The sequence below is a fragment of the Aquiflexum sp. TKW24L genome (genome assembly GCF_023502205.1).
GTDB lineage: Bacteria > Bacteroidota > Bacteroidia > Cytophagales > Cyclobacteriaceae > Cognataquiflexum.
In genome coordinates, this window is the sequence record NZ_JAMFLG010000023.1 from 59,787 (window position 1) to 81,187 (window position 21,401).

At 39.8% G+C, this 21,401-nt stretch carries 18 protein-coding genes; 13 read left to right on the forward strand and 5 right to left on the reverse strand.

The features are described 5' to 3' along the window. Positions 1-147: 147 nt before the first annotated feature. The 3 genes from M3O96_RS15000 to M3O96_RS15010 all read right to left on the reverse strand — a co-directional run bounded on the left by M3O96_RS15000 (position 148) and on the right by M3O96_RS15010 (position 2,197). On the reverse strand, positions 148-681 hold the full coding sequence (locus M3O96_RS15000) for a hypothetical protein (RefSeq protein ID WP_249721864.1): 534 nt from the start codon (positions 679-681) through the stop codon (positions 148-150). A 77-nt stretch (positions 682-758) separates the two neighbouring features. After that, positions 759-1,712, reverse strand: a complete 954-nt coding sequence (locus M3O96_RS15005) for a sodium-dependent bicarbonate transport family permease (RefSeq protein ID WP_249721867.1) — start codon at positions 1,710-1,712, stop codon at positions 759-761. After that, entirely contained in the window at positions 1,709-2,197 is a 489-nt protein-coding gene (locus tag M3O96_RS15010) for a hypothetical protein (RefSeq protein ID WP_249721868.1), read from the reverse strand. Before M3O96_RS15010 ends, M3O96_RS15005 begins: the two co-directional genes overlap by 4 nt. Positions 2,198-2,292: 95 nt before the next feature. Between M3O96_RS15010 and M3O96_RS15015 the strand changes: the two genes are divergently transcribed. The 3 genes from M3O96_RS15015 (at position 2,293) to M3O96_RS15025 (ending at position 4,548) form a co-directional block, all read left to right on the forward strand. Continuing rightward, on the forward strand, positions 2,293-3,207 hold the full coding sequence (locus M3O96_RS15015; protein WP_249721870.1) for a LysR family transcriptional regulator: 915 nt from the start codon (positions 2,293-2,295) through the stop codon (positions 3,205-3,207). Positions 3,208-3,442: 235 nt separating this feature from the next. Further along, positions 3,443-3,907 (forward strand): hypothetical protein, encoded by a 465-nt coding sequence (locus M3O96_RS15020; protein ID WP_249721872.1) that lies wholly within the window; start codon positions 3,443-3,445, stop codon positions 3,905-3,907. Further along, complete coding sequence (locus tag M3O96_RS15025) at positions 3,904-4,548, forward strand: hypothetical protein (RefSeq protein WP_249721874.1); 645 nt, start codon at positions 3,904-3,906, stop codon at positions 4,546-4,548. Before M3O96_RS15020 ends, M3O96_RS15025 begins: the two co-directional genes overlap by 4 nt. Positions 4,549-4,598: 50 nt before the next feature. Here the strand turns inward: M3O96_RS15025 and M3O96_RS15030 are convergent, their stop codons facing one another. Next, a complete protein-coding gene (locus M3O96_RS15030; protein ID WP_249721876.1) occupies positions 4,599-5,792 on the reverse strand; it encodes an ATP-binding protein in 1,194 nt (397 codons plus the stop codon). A 255-nt stretch (positions 5,793-6,047) separates the two neighbouring features. On the opposite strand from M3O96_RS15030, the gene M3O96_RS15035 reads away from it, so the two are divergent. From M3O96_RS15035 to M3O96_RS15075, 9 genes are all read left to right on the forward strand, one after another. Then, complete coding sequence (locus M3O96_RS15035) at positions 6,048-6,425, forward strand: HYC_CC_PP family protein (RefSeq protein WP_249721878.1); 378 nt, start codon at positions 6,048-6,050, stop codon at positions 6,423-6,425. Positions 6,426-6,690: 265 nt separating this feature from the next. Beyond that, a complete protein-coding gene (locus tag M3O96_RS15040; protein ID WP_249721880.1) occupies positions 6,691-10,563 on the forward strand; it encodes an efflux RND transporter permease subunit in 3,873 nt (1,290 codons plus the stop codon). Between the two features lie 256 nt (positions 10,564-10,819). Beyond that, a complete protein-coding gene (locus tag M3O96_RS15045) occupies positions 10,820-11,224 on the forward strand; it encodes a four helix bundle protein (RefSeq protein ID WP_249721882.1) in 405 nt (134 codons plus the stop codon). Between the two features lie 388 nt (positions 11,225-11,612). Continuing rightward, positions 11,613-13,049, forward strand: a complete 1,437-nt coding sequence (locus M3O96_RS15050) for a TolC family protein (protein ID WP_249721884.1) — start codon at positions 11,613-11,615, stop codon at positions 13,047-13,049. Positions 13,050-13,345: 296 nt separating this feature from the next. Further along, positions 13,346-15,064 carry an efflux RND transporter periplasmic adaptor subunit gene (locus M3O96_RS15055; protein WP_249721886.1) on the forward strand — a complete coding sequence of 573 codons (1,719 nt, stop codon included), beginning with the start codon at positions 13,346-13,348 and terminating at the stop codon, positions 15,062-15,064. A gap of 729 nt (positions 15,065-15,793) precedes the next feature. Continuing rightward, positions 15,794-16,936, forward strand: a complete 1,143-nt coding sequence (locus tag M3O96_RS15060) for a DUF4221 family protein (RefSeq protein ID WP_249721887.1) — start codon at positions 15,794-15,796, stop codon at positions 16,934-16,936. 63 nt (positions 16,937-16,999) lie between these two features. After that, entirely contained in the window at positions 17,000-18,187 is a 1,188-nt protein-coding gene (locus M3O96_RS15065; RefSeq protein ID WP_249721888.1) for a hypothetical protein, read from the forward strand. 88 nt (positions 18,188-18,275) lie between these two features. Next, positions 18,276-18,440, forward strand: coding sequence for a hypothetical protein (locus M3O96_RS15070; RefSeq protein ID WP_249721889.1), 165 nt, complete (start codon positions 18,276-18,278; stop codon positions 18,438-18,440). Between the two features lie 85 nt (positions 18,441-18,525). Beyond that, positions 18,526-19,746 (forward strand): hypothetical protein, encoded by a 1,221-nt coding sequence (locus M3O96_RS15075; RefSeq protein WP_249721890.1) that lies wholly within the window; start codon positions 18,526-18,528, stop codon positions 19,744-19,746. A gap of 63 nt (positions 19,747-19,809) precedes the next feature. Here M3O96_RS15075 and M3O96_RS15080 read toward each other — a convergent pair whose 3' ends face one another. Beyond that, complete coding sequence (locus M3O96_RS15080) at positions 19,810-20,847, reverse strand: PAS domain-containing protein (protein ID WP_249721891.1); 1,038 nt, start codon at positions 20,845-20,847, stop codon at positions 19,810-19,812. 119 nt (positions 20,848-20,966) lie between these two features. Here M3O96_RS15080 and M3O96_RS15085 point away from each other — a divergent pair. Next, a partial coding sequence (locus M3O96_RS15085) for a hydrolase (RefSeq protein ID WP_249721892.1) occupies positions 20,967-21,401 on the forward strand: 435 nt, incomplete at its 3' end.

Consider the following 21,401-nt stretch of genomic DNA (forward strand, 5'->3'; position numbering starts at 1 on the left):
ATGCGGATACTCGTCCACGGACGACGGTCAACTGTCCACAGAACCGCTAATCGCTCCCCAACCATAATTTGTTTGGCTACTTGCAATAAAGCGGAGACACATAATATGTAAAATCAAAAAACACTCGGATCCGGGTGTTTTATGTTTTTAACGGGTTTGCTTATCCTCTTTAAATATGGGTGCTTTTTTAAAGGGAAGTAGCATGGTGTTGTCCCAACTTGTTAAAACTTTGTTGACATTTCCATCATCAAGGGAAGTGGTTTCTACTATATACCATCTTGTGTTTTTTTCAGTACCGACGACGATAATATGGCTTTCGGTGATGACTTTTCCTCCCGGAACTTTAGAAACGGTAGTAACCGGCACAATGGAGTGCGTTTCTTCACCCGTCATAGTCAATTGGATATGCGGTTTACTTTTGAATTCCTGCAATACAAATCCCTTTTTCCGTTGTGTTTCGTGGATCAATTCCAATGCTTTGATGACATTGTCAGGCCCACCAGCCTTTTCCACTACGCCGGGATAGGTAAATCCTAAAAGGGTCTGGTAATCCTCGCACATTTTGGCAGTAAAGTATTCTTTTGCAGCTTCCTGAATGTCAAATTCAATCTGTGCTATACTTTGGAAACTGAAAAAAAAGCATAGCATTAGCACGCTGATCGTTTTATTGTACTTTCTCATGAGATAGATAAACTTTGGGTGATGTGCGAATATATCGAAAACTAAGAAATACCCAAATATCTGGGATATTTTTTTAATCAGAGGTAGGCTATCATATAGTAAAGTGGGAATCCCAAAGTGATATTGAATGGGAAAGTTATCGCCAAAGCCATAGGAAGGAAAATTCCGGGATTGGCTTTTGGAACGGCGATTTTCATCGCAGCAGGTACGGCGATATAGGATGCCGATGCCGCCAAAATGGCAAACATGAACCTGTCTCCGATTTCGGAGGTAATAAATCCACTCAGATAAGCTACCAAACAGCCGTTAATCAGCGGTACAATCACAGCAAATACGGCGGTAAATTTTCCTGAGTCAAAGAAGTCTTTTAGCTTTTTTCCGCTTGTAATCCCCATGTCCAAAAGGAATATTGCCAAGAAACCTTTAAAAATATCTGTGGTGAACGGTTTGATCCCTTCTGCCTCTTTTTCACTAGCCAAAAAACCTATAACAAGACTTCCCAAAATCAGTAGGACTGATCCGTTGGTGAAGGAATGACTAACTACTTTCCTCATTTTCATAGAATTGGTTTCTCCAAAGGATTTCACCAGAAGTACACCTATAATTATCGCAGGAGCTTCCATTAGCGCCATGATAGCAACCATATGACCGCTAAAAGGCTGTTGTTGGATCTCCAAAAATGATACCGCAGTCACAAATGTGACTGCCGAAACAGAGCCGTAAGCCGCGGCAATCGCGCCGGAGTTTTCGATACTCAGTTTCCTTTTCAAAATAAAAAATGTGTAAAGGGGAATCAGACTAGCCACCGTTATCCCAAAAATGACGGCCCAAACTATGCCCATATTGAACTCTGAGTGGGCAAGTTCTTGCCCACCTTTGAATCCAATAGCAAATAATAGGTATAAGGAGATGAATTTTGAGGAGTTTGGGGGGATTTCGAGATCACTTTTGACCCTGACTGCGAAGATTCCCAAAATAAAAAACAACAATGCCGGATTGGTAAAATTATCAACCAATAATTGAAGATTCATAATTTCTGAAAAGCCATTTTTAGATCAAATTGGATTGATTTTCTTTTGGAAATTTGTGACAGGATACCGTAGACCTCAATTTTATTTTCGATGATGATAGGTGATAACTTCGCATGCTGAAAAATATGGTTGGCCTGATGCTTCATATGGATCAGAGCAAGTGAGGCAATTTTATTCGGGTCTTGGACAATTTCATTATAGTTTTTTTTGTACAGTGAATGCAAAAATTGGTGATAGGGAGAAATTGGAAAATCTCCATTATTCACAATCCCGTTGAGTATTGGAGATTCAATATCATGGACTTGAAAAATTTCAGTAACATCTTCCTGTATGAGAAGATGAATTAGAGAATCTGCATAAGCATCTAAGCTAAAATCAAAAACAGATCCTAGTGAAGTCATAAAAAAGGAATCACCTCCAAACCTTTCTTTTAAATACATCTCCCCATGAATCATAGGGCAAAGTAAAAAGAGTTTTTTTGACATATTTCTATTTAAATATTTGAAACCTTTCGCAAAAATCCCGAGTATATATCATATATTATTATTTATATTTATAATAAAATACATTAAAATATTTTATGCATTATACGCTTCACCAATTACAGGTTTTCCTAAAGGTTTCTCAAACAGAAAGTATCACAAAAGCTGCTGAGGAACTCCATCTCACACAGCCGGCTGTTTCCATTCAATTGAAGAATTTTCAAGACCAATTTGAAATTCCCTTGACGGAGGTGGTGGGCAGAAAGCTCTACGTGACGGATTTTGGAAAAGAAATTGCTATTGCTGCCGAGCGGATAGTAGACCAAGTCAATGCCATCAACTACAAGACAATGGCCTTCAAAGGGCAGCTTACGGGAAGATTGAAAATCTCCGTCGTTTCGACAGGAAAATATGTCATGCCGTATTTCCTTGGGGATTTTATCCGAAAAAATCCAGGCATTGAACTTAAGCTCGATGTCACCAATAAAGCGATGGTGGTCAACAGTTTGGACGAAAATGAAATCGATTTTGCATTGGTTTCCATTTTGCCTGAGGCCCTTCAGATTGAAAACGTTGAATTGATGGAAAACAAACTGCTTTTGGTTGCTGGAAAAGATTTTGAAATTCCAGGTTCTGTTTCAGGAAAGAAGATTTTCGAACATATAACTTTGATTTACAGAGAAGTTGGTTCGGGAACCCGGCTTACAATGGAACGGTATCTCAGAAACAACAACATTCCTGTTACCAAAAAACTCGAACTTACTTCCAATGAAGCGGTCAAACAGGCAGTCATTGCAGGTTTGGGTTGCTCGATCATGCCGCTGATCGGGATCAAAAACGAACTCAAAAACGGTGATCTAAAAATCATCGAAGTAGAAGGCCTTCCTATCGTCACGAATTGGAATCTCATTTACCTCAAAAACAAAAAATTCTCCCCCGTTGCTGAATCCTACCTTGAGTATATCAAAGAGGAGAAAAAAAGAATCATAAAGGAGTATTTTCACTGGATTTAAAGTTATTTCCCATTCTACAGAATAATGAAGACATATTTCATGGCTTAGCTGTTAACTAGAATAGCATTCCATTAAAAAATTCTCTGATGCCTATAAATTTTCTCATTTAGATGAATTTGAGTGATTTAGTAAAGATATTAAAGCTAAATGCCACAATAATTTGGGTGAAATAATTATCTGATTTGAAGTTATATTTTTGGAAAAACCTTTTGATTTTTTTAAATTTTACCTAAACATGAAGACACATAAATTTTTAGGGTTTTTTTTGGTGGTATGCAATGTGTTTTTTGCAGTACAATGTCTTGTTCCTGTTCTCGAATATGAACATAATGTTTTTATTACTTTGGAGGGAAGGATAACAGATAGCTCCAATCAGGGGATATCAGGGTTGGAGCTAATTTTAGGTCAAGAAACATTAGATGGGGTTTTTATGAAAAATGATATTGGTTATGAATATGATAGCCTTGATAATGTAGTTTCCAGAAGAATAAAATTGGGGAGAACAGACGAATCAGGTTATTTTAAATTCGTGGTTCCAGGTGTAATATTCAAACTACTCATATATAAAAATTCCGAAACTTATTTTCAATACATTGATAATGGAAAAATAGTGGAGAGAAATTATATACTATTTGAAAGGGACAAAATCACCCAAAGATTCCCAAATAGGATCAAGAATATTAAGATAATGAATCCATGAAAATCTTAATTCTTACTTTTCTTTTAAGTGGCTGTTTGCAAAACCAGTTTATTTATCCACAAACTATGGGGTCTGAAAATGTAAGAAGTAATAAAATTCCATTTTTTTCATTGGGAATTCAAGCGCATTATGCTCCGTTTTTAGGAGATAATTTTTTGTCAGAGCATTATGAAATTCGGCCGGGATATATATTGGAGTCGAGATTTGGATTAAAAGATATTTGCGGATTAGGGTTTTCATTGGTAAAAAATCAGACGAAATCCTATGAAGCAGAGTTCCTAGGCAATTTTTTCAATGATATCCAATTTAGGGATTTCGGCCTTTTTTTTTATTACCAATTTTTCTTCAATGAGAAGTTCGGGATTGAGCCTCAATTGGGGTTAGGATTGCTATCAGTTAAACACCAACATATTGATAACCGGGATAAGTTTAAGTTACATTATCAAAATGTTTTTGCAGGTCTAAATGGGAATTTTAACCTTAATACTAAAAGAAATCTGATCCTAATTGGAGGTGTAAGATATGGCGGTTATGCCACTGATGACATCACCATTAATAAAGATGATCTCGGATATATCAGAAAATCCACACGCATTCTTACTCAAATAGGATTCAGGTGGGAGATTTTAGATAAGCGATAGGCTATTTGAAATCATTGCATTTTCATTTATTTGATTTTCGGATTTTTGTTTCAATACAAAAACCCAAACAGCCACAGCGGGATTTTTTTGTCAGTACCATATTCGATGTCATCGGCAGCGATAAAGCTGTTTTTGACTCCCTGAATCTGCTCTGCTGTTTTATTTTTGCCACCCACTTCAAAAGAATATTCCCTGTTGATTCTAAAATCACCCTTGTCGATATACTCCACGGTATGTTCATGTCCCAATTGATTGACAAAGAAAGTTTCCCGGAGATTTCCCAAATCAGCATTTTTCGGAGAAAAGGCAAACTGGAAATTCGTGTTTTCCAGGTAAACCTTGTTAGGTTTTTGAAGTTGGGTGATGCCCTTGATGTCTTTGTATAGGTTTTTGGTAATATGGGCTTCTTGCAAGAAAAACAGGTAGGCAATAAATGTATTTCTATTGATACCTATTCTCTCACTCAGCTTACTCACATTGGGGATAAAGGGGACCGATTCTGAAATGATCTGTAGCAATTGTTTGATTTTTGGAATGTAGGAAACTTCCAATTTTCTCAACAATGGCAATTCAATTTCCAAAGTCATATTGACCACTTCCTCCAAGCGCTGATGGTAAAGTTCCGGTACTTCCCTGAAAAAGGGAAAGTAGCCCGAACTCAGGTATTGATGGAAATGCTCCAATGGTTTGAGCTTTGAATTGACTTCTCTGGCTATTTCAATGTGATTTTCGATCAAGTTTGGTAAAGTTGTCGAAGCAAAATTCTGCCCTGTCTGGAAATTCAGAAATTCCCTAAATGAAAGCCCCTGCATGTGGTAGATAATCGCCCTCCTGCTCAAATCCGCTCTGGCATTGAGAATTTCGAGCATGGATGACCCTGTGAATACTATTTTCAATTCAGGGAAGTCATCATATATGTTTTTGAGCTCAATGGACCAATCCGGGTATTTGTGTACCTCATCCAAAAACAGGTGTTTTCCTCCTCTTTTTACAAAATCATCTACCAAACTCACCAGCCTGTTTTGGGCAAACCAAATGTTGTCAAGACTGACATAAAGGACAGTATGGTCCAGCGGAAGATTTTTTTTGATGTATTGCAAAATTAAGGTCGTCTTTCCCACACCTCTTGGGCCTTTGATTCCTATCAATCGCGCCTCCCAACGGATTCTATCTATCTTGCTCCTGACAAATTCCAAATAGGTTGATTCGATTTTTTTGATTGATTTTTCTAATAAGGCGTCCATAATGCTATCTTTGATAAGCAAAAATATATGAAAGTGTTTACTATAACAAGCAAAAGGATTAAAAAATGCTTAATATAATAAGCAAAAATATAAATAATTGCTTACTACAATAAGCAAAGTAACCATATTCAAATTTCGATTTTCTAAAAGAGAGCCGATAAAAGTGCTTCACTGCTTCCTGTGTATTAATCCTATCAAAAATTTTATACCTTTAATTTCTAAAACCTAATTACCTTTGAATCGTAAATCTCTCCTGTGAAGCAATTTATCAAAATAGCACTCCTTGTCTTTTATGTGTTTTTCAACGCGGGGTTGAGCTATTCTATGCATTATTGTGGAGATGATTTTCAGTTGATCAATCTCTACGGAGAATCCAAAACCTGTTGCGAATCAAAGGCACCAATGCCTGGATGTTGTGATGATGTCTCAAATTTAGAATTGCCAAATACAGACGAGCAGCAAATAGACATTCTAGACTTTCAGCCTTTAGGAATTGATTATATCTCTATTTTTCATATTGAATCACACGCAATCGTATTTGGCGTTTCTGAGAAAACTACATTTTCTGATTCTTCACCACCGATATTTCAAAATACTCCAATTTATATTTTTTGTCAGGTATTCCTGATTTGATTTTTTCCTCTTCAGAGAGGTCAATTACAGTGAGGTCACCAAGACACAAAGAGATCCGAATTCCTTTCTTACACCTAATTAGTAACAAAAATTACCAGGTTAAGGACCAATCTAATCTAATTGCAATTCCACTGTCATTTATCCTTTAGTTCCAAATCAAGGTTCAACTTTGGGAACTTAATATCTACCAATATCAAATATCTATTTATATCTTAATCTACTGAAGTAAAGAAGATTAGATAAAACGAAGTTAGTTTTAGAGACTATGCTTAATACAACAATAAAATTCTTTCTTGAAAACAAACTGGTCACGGTGATCCTTTTGGTTCTCGTAGTCCTTTGGGGAATTGTCGTCGCTCCGTTCAACTGGAATACCGGTTTCCTTCCAAATGACCCTGTTCCCGTGGATGCGATTCCCGATATTGGTGAAAACCAACAGATTGTTTTTACCGAATGGATGGGGCGCTCCCCCCAAGATGTAGAGGATCAGATTACCTATCCTTTGACGACATCTCTTTTGGGAATGCCGGGAGTGAAGACCATTCGAAGTACTTCCATGTTTGGATTTTCTTCTATCTATATCATTTTTGAGGAAGACATTGAATTCTATTGGAGCCGTTCGAGGATATTGGAGAAGCTCAACTCCCTGCCTTCTGGGTTGTTGCCTGAAACTGTGCAACCAAAGCTAGGACCGGATGCTACAGGTTTGGGACAGGTTTATTTTTATACGTTGGAAGGCCGGGATGAAAAGGGAAAACCTGTAGGAGGTTGGGATTTGAATGAATTGAGAAGTATTCAGGATTTTTATGTGAAATACGGTCTTGCAGGGACAGCGGGTGTATCTGAGGTCGCCACGATTGGTGGACATGTCAAAGAATATCAGGTTGACCTGGATCCGGTAGCTTTGAAGGCCCACAATGTCACCATGATGGAAGTGATGAATGCGATCAAGCAATCCAACTTGGATATCGGAGCCAATACCATGGAAATCAACCAAGTGGAGTACATCGTCAGGGGATTGGGATATGTCAAATCCTTGGAAGACATCGAATTGGCGGTAGTGAAGGTGAGCAACAATGTTCCCCTGAGGATCAAGGACATTGCCAAGGTAAACATCGGTCCAGCAAGTAGGGCAGAAAGGGCTATTTTGGATAAAGGAGGCGCTGAAGCAGTCGGAGGTGTGGTTGTGGCCCGATATGGTGATAATCCACTTCAGGTGATCGATGCGGTCAAATCCAAAATCGAGGAAATCACACCGGGATTGCCGAGCAAAACATTGGCGGACGGGACGGTTTCCAAAGTTACGATTGTACCGTTTTATGACCGCTCTGGTCTGATCAAAGAAACCCTCAACACGCTCAATGAAGCCATCGTCCTTCAGATTCTGATCACGATCATCGTGATCATGGTGATGATTTTTAACCTCCGGGCTTCCCTTTTGATTTCCGCCTTGTTGCCATTGGCGGTGTTGATGTGCTTCATCATGATGAAGTATTTTAATGTAGATGCCAATATTGTGGCGCTCTCAGGAATCGCCATCGCAATCGGGACCATGGTCGATCTTGGGATTATCCTCAATGAAAATATTCTCAGGCATCTCGAAGAATCCGGCGGTCAAAAGACCAAACTTCAGGTTATCTACGAAGCGACAACAGAAGTTGCCTCGGCAATAGTCACTGCGGTGATGACAACCATCGTGAGCTTTTTGCCAGTATTTACCTTGCAGGCTGCGGAAGGAAAGCTATTTGGGCCATTGGCCTATACCAAGACCTTTGCTCTAGTGGCTGCTTTGATTTTTACCTTGGTATTTATGCCGGCGTTCGCCCATTGGGTATTTGGAAGCAAACTCAAGTCAGCTTCTTATAAAAAGGTTCTCAATTTTGCATTGCTGCTAGTTGGATTCGTTTTGCTGTTTTACTTTGCTTGGGCAGGATTGGTTTTGATTGCATTTGCCACCAACAATCTTGTTCATGCTTATTTTCCTGAAAAGACCCAAAATGGAAGATATAAGGAATGGATTTCCATGGCCATAGCCGTGGTTGGTATCTCAGTTTTATTGGCAGAAATGTGGAGACCATTGGGGTTGAGTCAGTCCGTTTTTACCAATTTTCTTTTCATCGCCTTGGTGATCGGAGTCATTCTTGGAGGTTTTTCACTTTTCATCCGTTTTTATGCTCCTATATTGAAATGGTGTCTTGAAAATACCAAGACATTCCTTGTGGTACCTGTCCTGATCATGTTTTTGGCATTGAATATCTGGCTGGGATTTGGAAAGGTATTTGGATTTGCCGCACTCGGCTTTGATAAGATCGGTTGGAATATCCGGACTACCTCGCTTTGGTCTGGGATGACGCATACCTTTCCGGGAATGGGAAAGGAATTTATGCCTTCCTTGAATGAAGGTTCATTTTTACTTATGCCTACTTCCATGCCGCATTCGGGAGTGGAAGCAAACATGCAGATCGTAAAGCAATTGGATATGTTGGTTCAGGCGATCCCTGAAGTGGAGATGGTTGTCGGCAAAGCCGGTAGGGCCGAAAGTCCCCTTGACCCTGCACCGATGTCGATGTATGAGAATATCATCAATTACAAAACCGAATACCTCCAAGATCAAGATGCCCAAAAACTAAGATTCAAGACCGATAAGGATGGTTTTTTCCAACTAAATATTGAAGGGAAAGACCATTGGTATGACCGTGGCAGCGGCAAAATATGGGATAAGGATTTCAATTATCTGAATGAAAATAAAACCGTATCCATTGTAAAAGAAATCCAAAAATATCTCATCCTAGATGAAAATAGGGGACAGTACTTCAGACAATGGAGGGAAGAAATAAAAACACCTAATGATATATGGGATGAAATCCAACTCAGAACCTCCAATATTCCCGGAGTTACTTCTGCTCCAAAACTCCAGCCTATCGAAACAAGGCTGATCATGTTGCAAACTGGTATGCGTGCCCCAATGGGTATGAAAGTATATGGTCCTGACTTGGAGACGATAGAGAATTTCAGCTTGAAACTCGAAAACCTGCTTCAGGAAGTCCCATCAGTCAAAGCAGAAGCGGTTTTTGCTGACAGGTCATTGGGCAAGCCATACCTTGAAGTTGACTTGGACAGGGTGGCTTTGGGGAGATATGGATTGAATGTCGCTGATGTGCAGGAGTTCATAGAAGTGGCAATCGGTGGCATGACTCTGAGTACCACGGTCGAAGGTCGAGAGCGCTATGCCATCCGTGCGAGATATGCGCGAGAATACCGCGACGACCCTGAAGCTTTGAAGAAAATTTTGGTCAACAGCCCGACGGGTGCACAGATTCCTTTGGGACAATTGGCAGAGATCACCTACCGTCCCGGACCTATGATGATCAGGGGAGAAAATACCTTTTTGGTCGGCTATGTGATGTTTGACAAAAGGGATGGGTATGCAGAAGTCAATGTGGTCGAAAGTGCCAAGAATCTGCTGGATGAAAAAGTAAGAACCGGTGAACTTGTGGTTCCTGCCGGGGTCTCTTATGTTTTTTCCGGCAGTTATGAAAATCAGATCCGGGCCGAAAAGCGCCTTGCCTTGGTCATCCCGCTGTGTTTGGCGGTGATATTCCTGATCCTTTATTTCCAATTCAAGTCTACGGTGTTGACAATGATGGTCTTTACAGCCATTGCGATGGCTTTTTCCGGTGGATTTATGATGCTGTGGCTGTATGGTCAGGATTGGTTTTTTGACTTCAATTTTCTTCAAACCAATATGCGGGACTTGTTCCAAATGCGGACTGTAAACCTCAGCGTGGCGGTTTGGGTTGGTTTTATTGCCTTGTTTGGAATTGCGACCGATGACGGAGTGGTGATGGGAACATACCTGAAGCAGAGTTTTGACAAGGTCAATCCGACAACAGTTCCTGAAATCCGAAAGGCAGTATTGGAGGCCGGCTTGAAAAGAGTGAGGCCGTGTCTAATGACCACAGCGACGACACTCTTGGCCTTGTTGCCCGTTCTGACCAGCTCCGGCCGAGGATCGGACATCATGATCCCAATGGCCATTCCGGCATTTGGTGGGATGGCGGTTGCTCTTATTTCGTTGTTTATAGTTCCAGTGCTTTATGGGAAGTATAAGGAAATAAGGTTGAGATATACTTCGTGAAATATGCTTTGCGAAATATGCCTTTGGCGAAATAAGATTGAAATATGCCTTTGGCGAAATAAACTTCGTGATATATGCTTCGCGAAATAGGGTGGAAATATACTTTGTGAAATAAGGTTGAAATATGCTTTGCGAGATAAGATTGAAATATGCTTCTCGAAATAGGGTGGAAATATACTTCGTGAAATATGCTATGTGAAATAAGGTTGATATATGCTTTGCGAAATAAGGTTGAAATATTCTGAATAGAAGAAATATGGAAGAAAAGAAGAGTTTTATACCTCTAAAGGATTTGGAGATTTATCAATTGGCCAGGAAACTTTCATCGATTGCTTGGAGGATATATAGCAGACTTTCTTACCAAGAAAAAAAGGTTTGGGGAGATCAGATGCTAGAATCTGTGGATTCTGTTGGAGCCAACATTGCTGAGGGATATGGGCGTTTTCATTATTTAGAAAAAGTTCGCTTCTATTTTATAGCTAGGGCATCCCTTTCTGAAGGGAAAGACCATTGGCTGGATTTAGGTTTGGAAAGAGGAATAGTAACAAGCGAAGAATGGGATGAAATTTGCCTTATTCATAAACCTCTGCAAATTAAATTGAACAATACAATAACAAAATCTTACGAATCAAAGAAGGGAGGCACCAATGAAAGGCTTTAATAATTTTCCATTTAGATCTTGTGGTAATGGCCCATGGTTTACTATTTCAAAATATTTATCCAAATTAAAACATAAAGTAATTATTAGAAAAAATGTTCAACTGCCAAAACCTATTTCAACTTTATTTCTATCTATTTCTACCTTATTTCAATTAAAATCTAACCCATTCAAAAATATCAAAATTGGATATAATGGTCAATTGCTAGAACTTATTTCAACTTTATTTCAATTTATTTCTACCATATTTCTACAAATACCTAATCAATTTCAATCAATATCGAATCCATTCAAAAATGGATATGAACGTCATACACCAAAACCTATTTCAACCTTATTTCAATTAAATTCTAACCCGTTCAAAAATATCAGAATAGGAAATAAAGGTCTGATGCTAAAACCTATTTCAACCTTATTTCTACTTATTTCCACCTTATTTCATTCAAATTCCCAAACCTTAGATAGCTACCTCGAACTAGCCGTCGAAAACAACCCTGCTCTACAAGCTTCCTTCAAAGGCTACGAGGCATCTTTGGAAAAGGTAAACCAAGCCAATTCATTGCCGGATCCGGAACTGAATGTGGGGTATTTTCTTAGGCCGATGGAATTGCTTATGGGTAACCAAAGGGCGGAAGCTTCTGTCATGCAGATGTTTCCATGGTTTGGCATGCTCAAAACCCAAAAGGATGAAGCCACTTTGATGGCAGAGGCAAGGTACGAGGCTTTCAAAGAGGAGCGGAATAGGTTGATGCTGCAGGTGAAGGAGACGTATTTCCAACTGCAGCAACTTGAAAACACGATCGCTATCACCCAATCCAATCTAGAAATCCTGAAAAGTCTGGAGCGCTTGGCCATCATCCGGTATCAGGGAGGAAATACTTCCGAGGCGGTGTCATCGGTAAGTTCGGCGGTCAGGAAACCTATTCAGATCCAATCTTCCGGAAGTTCTTCCGATGGCATGGGAATGGGAGGAGGCAGTCCTGCTGCAGGTACAACCCCATCCAGTTCTTCCTCAGGAATGAATGCCATGGGCGCCACCAGCAGTTCCGGTAAATTGACCGATGTACTCAGACTTCAGGTTCAGATCAAAGCCCTCCAAAGTGAACTGATCCAGATGGAGGTCAACAAAAAACCTTTGATCGCCAAATTCAACCAACTCTTGGGAGTCGAACAAACTGAAAAAATCAACCTTTCCGAGAAGTTCGAACCGATCAACATTGCCGGATTGGAAGAACTGATGTTGGAAGGAATTCTGACCAACAATCCCATGGTCCTGATGCTGGAAAAAGAAAGTGAAGCTTATTGGAAACAAGCCCAAATGGCCAAACTGGAAGGAAGGCCGATGTTGGGAGCTGGGTTGAATTACATGGTTTTTTCTCCAAGACCTGAAGCAGGAATAATTGGAGGAATGGATGGAATGGAATATATGCCATCCGGAATGGGCAACAACATGGTTATGGTCATGGGAACGGTGACCCTACCGATTTACAGAAAAAAATACAAGTCGATGGAAACGGAGGCGATTTATTGGAGAGAATCTGCGATCAAGCAAAAAGAAGATCTCCAAAACAGCTTGGTCACAGAATTTGAAAGTGCCATAGCCCTGCTCAAAGATTCGCAGAGAAAACTCGTTTTGCTGGAAGAACAGATTGAACTGACCGAACAGACCATGGAGCTTTCCGTGACTTCTTATGCAACTGACGGAAGCTCTTTTGAGGAGATTCTGAGCATCCAAAGGGAACTACTGGACTTTAGGCTGGAATTGCTCAATACCAAGATCGAGCAGCAATTGAATTATGCAAGGCTTGAAGTCCTTACAGGGATTTAATGGATATTGATGGATATTAATTGATATTGAATATTTAGGAAATTAAAAGATAATGGATATTGAAGATATTATTGGATACTGGATATTCAAGATAAATGATATTAATTGATACTAGATATTTATGGATATTAATTCCAAAACAAGAGGCTTATTTGTTAAAAAGCTGACCACATCGGTCATCCGACATCGGTCATCGGTCTTCCAACTTCGGACTTCCGTCTTCCGTCTTCCGTCCCGTCTGTAAAATATAAAAGGGTTACTGCCAATAGAATACACAACCATTAAAACACGAAACCATGAATACAAGAAAAAATATCGTCATCATCATCTTGGGTTGTCTCCTTTTTGGAGGGATTTTCGGATGGATCATTAGAGGTGGAGGAGAGCCTGAAACGGAAAATCAGGAAGCCCTTGCTTCGGGAGGGGAAACAATCTGGGTGTCACCGATGCACCCTCATATCCGTCAAAACGAACCTGGCCAATGCCCGATCTGCGGTATGGACCTCGTTCCGCTGTCACAACTCAGCGGTTCGACCAACGAATATCAGTTGGAAATGACTCCCGAAGCCATGGCGCTTTCCAACGTCATGACGACCAAAGTCACCTCAGGCGCTTCTGCCTCTAGGCTGCAACTGTCTGGCAAAATCCAACCCGATGAACAAAGGATCAAAAGCCTCACTTCCAATTTTGCAGGAAGAATAGAAAAGCTTTTTGTCAATTTTACCGGTCAGGAAGTGACCAAAGGCCAAAAATTGGCCACCATCTATTCACCGGATCTGGTCAATGCCCAAAAAGAACTGTTGGAAGTAGCCAAGATCAAAGACCGTCAGCCGGCATTGTACCAAGCCGCCAAGGAAAAACTGCGCCTTTGGAAAATCTCGGAAGGGCAGATTGCAGAGATCGAAAAGAGCGGCGCCGTTCAGACGCAGTTTGACGTCTATGCCGACGCTTCGGGAATTGTGAGCGCAAGGAATGTCTCTTTGGGGGAATTTGTCAGCAGGGGTTCTGTCCTGTTTGAACTCATGGATTTGAGTCAGGTTTGGGTAATCATGGATGCTTATGAATCTGACCTGGCCGGAATCAAAAAGGGCGATAACATCACTTTTCAGGCAGCCGCTTACCCGGGAAAGGAATTCACAGGAAAGGTAACTTTTATTGATCCGACTTTGAATCCCGAAACAAGGACAGTCGGAATCCGTGCGGAAGCTGTCAATACAGGCATGCAGCTGAAGCCTGAGATGTTTGTCAGTGCCACAATCAAAACGTCCGCTACAGCCAAGTCGGGTCTGATGGTTCCTAAGTCTGCCATCCTATGGACAGGACCGCGGTCTGTGGTGTATGTGCAGGTCGGTGACAGCAAGTCCCCGGCTTTTGAAATGCGGGAAGTGACTTTGGGTGCGCGCTCTGGTGACGATTATATGGTGACCTCCGGTATCAGCGATGGAGATGAGGTAGTCAGCAACGGGGTTTTTGCGATCGATGCCGCAGCACAACTCTCGGGAAAATACAGCATGATGTTGAGGCCTGAGACCAAAGCTGTTTCCCAGAATCAGGACGTTCCTGAGGAATTCAGAAGCCAGCTTACCGCATTTGTAAAAAGCTATTTTACCATCAAAAATGCCCTTACTGCTTCTGATGTTGCTTCCGCCCAATCGGCGGTATCCAAATCCAAGGCCTCTTTGACCAAGGTAGAAATGGGGCTTTTGGATGAAAAATCACACGATATATGGATGGGATTATTGAAACCGATCCAAGGAAGTCTGGACAAAATCCAAAGCACCAAAGACGTGGAAGTGCAGCGTTCCCATTTCGAAACACTCTCGGACAACCTGATTTCAGCAGTGGCTTATTTTGGCGTGGAGGAAAACACCGTCTACAAGCAATACTGTCCGATGGCCTTCAAAGACAAAGGGGCGTTTTGGCTGAGTGGAGAAAAGGAAATCAAAAACCCATATTTCGGGGAGGCGATGTTAAGTTGTGGGGAGGTGAAGGAAATTTTTATTCCGGTTAATTGATATATTCTAGAAATAAGGTTGAAATACAATTGAAATACAATTGAAATACAATTGAAATAATTTAAGTCTTGAGGCTTGGTCCTACTCGCAACTGAACGCGATACTTAAGGCCTATCTCCCTGTATTTCGCATAGCATATTTCAACCTATTTCGCAAAACATATTTCCATCTATATCGCATAGCCTATATCGCATAGCCTATTTCAAAATATTTCGCAAAGCATATTTCTATCTATATCGCGCAGCATATTTCAAAGTATTTCACGCAGCCTATTTCCATCTATTTCGCGCAGCATATATCTACCATATTTCAAAAGAGGTTTATTTCTCCAGAGGGAAATTAATATTTTTTAAAAAAAGTTTTTAATTCCGCGGATCCATTTTTTACGGACATATTAGTTTGTTAGGGGAGGGTATAACGGGGAGTTTAGAAGATTGTTCGGTTTTCAGGTAGTACAACAATTCAATTTTTTGGTAAATGTGGAGTTGGTCATTTAACCTTATTTGTAAGGAAGAAGATTAAATTATACATTTAATAAGAGTTAGTTGTGCGGATAAAAACCTGAAAGGAAATGGGTTTCTACCCTGCATATTTCCGAAAGGCCAACAAAAACTGCTCTGGCAATCCTCAAAACAATTCATGAAGCCTATTTCCACCTAATTCGCAAAGCCTATTTCCATTTATATCACGAAGCCTATTTCAATGGTTTTATTCCAAAACCCAAAATAAATGAAGTACATAACTTTTGCAGTAATTATTTGCATTGCCCTTTCTTGCCAAAGTAAAGATGTTGAAAAGAAAAGCAGTGATCTGTTTTATGCAATAGATACTGTTATGATTGATTCCAAAGGAGAGATTCTGTACTTGGAATATGATTTGGTTCAATCTGATTATTGTACTCAAGATGGATTTCTATATAATTTCAACGAATTTGACCACAGCATTGAAAAGATAGACCTTGACCGGTTAGAGTTGGTTGAAAAGTTTCCTTTTCAGAAAGAAGGGCCGGATGGTACTGGTTTATATATATATAGTCTCAAAAGTCTAGGTGAAGGTAAACTTTTTTTGCTATCGGAGATTGGAGCTGCATTTTTTTCTATAGAGGGGAAGAGGCTGGAAAAATATGATTGGAGTAAAGTTACGCCTGCAAATGGAGCTATTGCCGATGAAGAATTTTTACAACAGCAGATAATGAACCCCAATTTTGATCACCTGGTTTTTGGATTGGCGATTGATCAAAAGTTAAATAAGGTTTCATTGAAGAAATTAGACGCTACTGAAAATCTGATCTCTACCTACCAAATAGATCCTAATGAGAATTTTAAAAGATACACATTGGGAGATCTAGAAACCTTTAACAAATGGAACCCCCGAATTTATATTGGCAGCCAACGAGAACAGATTATTGTTTCCCATGAGTTTTCCAATGATTTCTATGTTTATTCTCCTGCTAAAGACCTTCTCCAGTCAGTTTCCTATTCTCCCCAATTAACACCCAAAAATGTGACTTTTAAGGCCGAAGGCGATCTCATTAATTCGACTGAGGATAGGGTCATAGCCCTCGAATCTTACCTTGGACAAGTTAGTTTTGGACAGTTGGTCTGGGATTCCCAAAAGAAGAAATACTACAGGCTTTCTTTCTCAAGTAAATTCAGCGATAAAAAGAGAGAAAAAAGGCTTCTTCATGAAACAGTCAGTGTCAAGGTATTTCTCAGTGTATTTGATGAGCAGTTTAATTTTCTTAGTGAAGTTGCCATTCCTGAGCTCAAAATCCTTTCACCCTCAAAATATTTTGTCAAAGACGGAAAGATCTGGCTTTACCAAAATTTCTCTGATGAATTGGGTTTTATCACTATTGATATTGAACAATGAAATATGCTGTTAGGAACAGCAGACCACCAACTCCTCATTGAATTTTATACAAGGACCTAAATTATGAAAGTTAACAAAAAAGCTATCCAGACTTTGACTTTGCCAGTTTTGATATTTCTTATTTCCTGTTCAGGGAAGTCAGAAAATACCGAACTTACCTCAACTGAAGGGAAAGTTGAATTTGAATTTTTGGATTCGCTCGTGGTAGAATCGCTACCTGAACTTTACCTAGCTGATAAGAATGACGGTACACGGCAACTCCTTTTCAATGAGAGACAGATGAATGAGTTAATCATTACAGATCTGGAGGGAAAAATAATTTCACGTTTTGAACCAACAGGCGAAGGTCCGGATAAAGTGGAATCGCCTTTGGAAGTTGCTTTTTGGCAGGAGGGAATCGTAATAAAGGAAATGTCTTCAGAGAATAAGTTTTACTTTTTCGATAAGGACTTTAGAAAAACAGCCCAGAGTCCGGCCCTTACAAAGGGTTTAAGTTTTATTACCATTTATAATTCCAATAGAAGTTTTTCAATTTTTGAAAAGGACGGCAAAACCTTAATTTTAGGTCAGGAGCTGAATTTGCTTGAGGAACAGCTTTTAGCCGAGAATTCCGAAAATCCACTCATTTATGAAAAGGCAGAAATTGGCTATATCTATGATGTAGATTCTGAAGATTTAACCCGGATCAACTTATATCCCAAAACATGGAAACCAAGACTTGAGCAAAAATGGCTAGGATTTAAAAGTTCACATGTACAGGTTTCTAAAACTGACCAGAAAGTTGCCGTGCTTCCAAGTGTTGGGAATCAGTTGTTTTATTATGAAGTAAATGGAGATAGTCTTTCTCTAATTACTCAGATTTCACTTTTTCACCCGGAGCGAAATGAGAATTTAATCTTTGACATCAAAAAAGAATATTTTTTATATCCGCAATTCAAACAGCTATTTAGTGGCGGGAATTACTTTTTGGTAGAATTTTACACAGAAGTGCCTCAGGATATTTATGATTCATTTCGGGCAAAAGGAGAGGGTTACCAAAATGATCCTGAATACTGGGAAACGCTAGGGAAATATTGGAAAGCTAAATATATCCTGACAGATAAATATGGCAACCAAGGAGCCATTTCAGAACTGCCTGTTCCAGGAGTGGTCCATTTTATGGATGCCAATGATATAGTTTATATTAAGCCTACCTCCAAAACGGAATTGGATTACAATGTCTTCTATCGCTATCAGGTGACCTTGAAATAAACATAGTCTTCAATTATCAACCAACTCAAATTCCAATTACACGATTGAAATCCAACTTCCCTTTCTACAAACAACCCGAATCGCTATCGTGGGCTCCTTAGGGAATGTAGCCACTGACTTCGTTCCGGAAGGACTAGTGGCAGAAAGTATGCTGCTTCGCAACAGCGAGCTTTGGATGATGGAAAAACCAGATGAAGAATTAGAGAGGGATTATTTCAGGCTATTCAGGGTGGGATTGAAAATAGAAAAATAACAAATCCGATAGCGATGAATGGCCGAAATGCTCTAGTTGACCTAAGTATCTGGAGTAACATACAACGTATTCATTTAAAATAACTATGAAAAAGTTAAATTTAAAAATGCTCGCTTCGGATGAAGTGCTTCAAAAGAGACAGGTGATTAGAAATTGGAGAGTAATTCTGTTTAAAATTATGTTTATTTCGATTTTTTGGACCTGCTTTTCATGCGGAAAGAAAACAGACCCGGAAACTGATGTTAAAGAAGTCTCTTATTTTTTTGAGAAAGTTGATTCTATCCGGATAGAAAGAGAAAATACCATCAGGATATTGGACTTTAATTCCGCCACTCAACGGTTTTTGGCGGTCGACAATATCACGCAGGAGTTTTTGATATTAGATGAAAAAGGCCAAATATTGAAATCTATATTCAACAAAGGGGAAGGGCCTAATGAGTACAATACGAGTTTAATCGCAGCATCCTTTAACCAAGAGGGGGAAGGGATTTTTGCACTGAGTTCAACAGAATTTTTATGGTTCAACGAAGATTGGGATATCATAGAAAGAAGGAAGTTTGCCTCCCAAAGAGTCATCAAAGTATATGGGGGACCAAAAACCAAAGTCCCCTACTTTAGACTTTTTGAAGGAAAAATCCCACATTTTTTCACTTCTTTTTTCTCCAGGATCAATCACTTTGCCGGTGGAGAAGAGGATGAAATTTTTTCAGAGTATTTGATTGAAATGTATGACCCTAAAAAACAGAGTTTGGATTGGGTGTTTAGGAATGACCCCAAAGTAATCCCGTCCTATGAATTGAATGATGATAAGAGGAAAACTTACCCTGTACAGATATATTCTATTGACACAGAAACAAAATTTATGTATTTGACTTTTGAGAGATCAAATGAGATCGGAGTTTATGATTTGGCAAAGGATTTTCAACCGGTGGAAAAAATGAACTTTCAGCACAAAAATTTCCCTGCAACACAAAAAGCAAAAAACAATGAAGTGATTCTATTCAGTCCGGATCTTATCGGTCTTTTTTATTTTGAAGGACTATCAGAAGCGGCAACCGAAATTCGGAAAGCAGAAAATCCAGATTATTTTCCCTTTAGAGATCCCTTGTTATATAAGTTTATAGTCCTGAAGAATGGTTTGCAGCAGAGAGCCGAAATAGATTTTCCCCAAACCTGTGAACCACATTCGGAGATGGTTATAATGGACGACAATCAAATACTTTTAAGGGACAAGTATACAGGCAATGATGAGCCGACTTATTCCACATATTCTGTTTTCGAGCTTAAGCAAAGTTTTTTACCTTAAGTGCGGCGATGATATGCGAAGAAGAAAAAATACGTAATCCAATCCACCAAGCCATAAAAACCTCTAAATCACCAATGCCTGGTTTTCGGATTGGGGAGGGGTAATCTGCAGGCTGCTGGAGGCCGAAATGCTTTTCCTCAGTTCCTCGTCCAGCTTTCTAGCTTCGGTTTTGATCATTTTGAGAAAGTGCAATGTTTCCATAGAGGGTTTTTTGGGATCGATGATTTCCAGTATCCCGATGATATTGGCCAGTTTGGCGCGCATCAGGTGTGTTTGGTTGAAAGTCACCGTCGTCAGGTATTGGCTTTGTTGCCGGAAAAGTGATTCTGATTTTTTCCTTTCCGAGATGTCAAAGAAGCAGCCTGCCATGACCAAGGGATCGCCCTCAGGACTCCACTGCAGGACTTTGCCATAACCCAATACCCAAATGTCTTTTTTATGGAGATTTTTGATCCTAAACTCACAGTGGAATGGAAGCTTGCCATTGCTCGCAAAATGCTCCTTCAGATTTCCTTCTACTTTGGACCGGTCAGAGGGGTGAACATGTTTTTTCCATTTCACATTCTTTTGGCCTTTGCTTTTTTGGATAGCGCTGTATCCGAATATCTCATTCAGAGAAAGGCTCAGCTGATCTGATTGCTGTGCTATATCCCAAATCCAGAACCCGATCAGGTTATCTTCCAATAAACCTTCCATCAATGAATTTTTTGCATGAATATCATTGATGCTGTCGGGGAAATGCACCGATTTCTCGTTGACATTGTCGGAATTGTGTCCTATACCTGTGATGTCGATTTTTCCGTCAGGACCTGAGGTGATGGTAAACTCCCATTTGGTCCAGCCAAAAGCCGACCCATCCGGTTTTATCTTTCTTATTTCCTGTGTAAATTTCCTTTCACCTTCCTTCAGACATTTTTCCAACAGAAACTGAAAATTTGAAAAGTCCTTGTAATAAACCAATTCTGAAAAGGAAGATCCGGAGGCTTGGGTTTTCAAAAAGCCGGTTTCTTTTTTAAGATGTTCATTGCTATCCAATATATTAGCATCCCTATCCAAGTGGATAAAATAAAAGTAATCTGAATGCTTAAAAAAATCTTTCATCAAATAGAAATGATTATAGGTTGAGTTGAATAACGAAAACGCATATCCACTACACAAATTACATATAAACTAATATAAAAAGCAAAAAAATTGTTTTTATCCGGAAAATGACCCACAATATGGAATCTATATATTTATTGAATCGCACAGAATTTGGTTCTGAATCGAACCTTGGAAAAGTAATGACTTTGGAGGAAGCGATGGAACTGTTGAGCCTTTGGGTCAAAAACGACAAGCTGCTTTTCCACATGAAGCAGGTGGGACATCTGATGAAAGCTTATGCAGTGGCAAAGGGATATGAGGAATCCATGCAGCACATGTGGCATTTGGCGGGTTTGCTTCATGATGCCGATTGGGACCAATGGCCTGATCAGCATTGCCGCAAAATCATAGAAGAGTTGGAATCAAGGAATATCGATCCACGGATTATCCGGACCATTGCCTGCCACGGGCCGAGGTATTTTGGGGTAGAGCCTGTGACTGAGATGGAAAAGATGCTTTATGCCTTTGATGAATTGTCAGGTTTTGTCCACGCCTACTCCCTGATGCGGCCA

Coding starts and splice junctions, on each gene's coding strand:
- M3O96_RS15000 (WP_249721864.1), bottom strand. CDS start 681: ATGAGAAAGTACAATAAAACGATCAGCGTGCTAATGCTATGCTTTTTT.
- M3O96_RS15005 (WP_249721867.1), bottom strand. CDS start 1,712: ATGAATCTTCAATTATTGGTTGATAATTTTACCAATCCGGCATTGTTG.
- M3O96_RS15010 (WP_249721868.1), bottom strand. CDS start 2,197: ATGTCAAAAAAACTCTTTTTACTTTGCCCTATGATTCATGGGGAGATG.
- M3O96_RS15015 (WP_249721870.1), top strand. CDS start 2,293: ATGCATTATACGCTTCACCAATTACAGGTTTTCCTAAAGGTTTCTCAA.
- M3O96_RS15020 (WP_249721872.1), top strand. CDS start 3,443: ATGAAGACACATAAATTTTTAGGGTTTTTTTTGGTGGTATGCAATGTG.
- M3O96_RS15025 (WP_249721874.1), top strand. CDS start 3,904: ATGAAAATCTTAATTCTTACTTTTCTTTTAAGTGGCTGTTTGCAAAAC.
- M3O96_RS15030 (WP_249721876.1), bottom strand. CDS start 5,792: ATGGACGCCTTATTAGAAAAATCAATCAAAAAAATCGAATCAACCTAT.
- M3O96_RS15040 (WP_249721880.1), top strand. CDS start 6,691: ATGCTTAATACAACAATAAAATTCTTTCTTGAAAACAAACTGGTCACG.
- M3O96_RS15045 (WP_249721882.1), top strand. CDS start 10,820: ATGGAAGAAAAGAAGAGTTTTATACCTCTAAAGGATTTGGAGATTTAT.
- M3O96_RS15050 (WP_249721884.1), top strand. CDS start 11,613: ATGCTAAAACCTATTTCAACCTTATTTCTACTTATTTCCACCTTATTT.
- M3O96_RS15055 (WP_249721886.1), top strand. CDS start 13,346: ATGAATACAAGAAAAAATATCGTCATCATCATCTTGGGTTGTCTCCTT.
- M3O96_RS15060 (WP_249721887.1), top strand. CDS start 15,794: ATGAAGTACATAACTTTTGCAGTAATTATTTGCATTGCCCTTTCTTGC.
- M3O96_RS15065 (WP_249721888.1), top strand. CDS start 17,000: ATGAAAGTTAACAAAAAAGCTATCCAGACTTTGACTTTGCCAGTTTTG.
- M3O96_RS15075 (WP_249721890.1), top strand. CDS start 18,526: ATGAAAAAGTTAAATTTAAAAATGCTCGCTTCGGATGAAGTGCTTCAA.
- M3O96_RS15080 (WP_249721891.1), bottom strand. CDS start 20,847: ATGAAAGATTTTTTTAAGCATTCAGATTACTTTTATTTTATCCACTTG.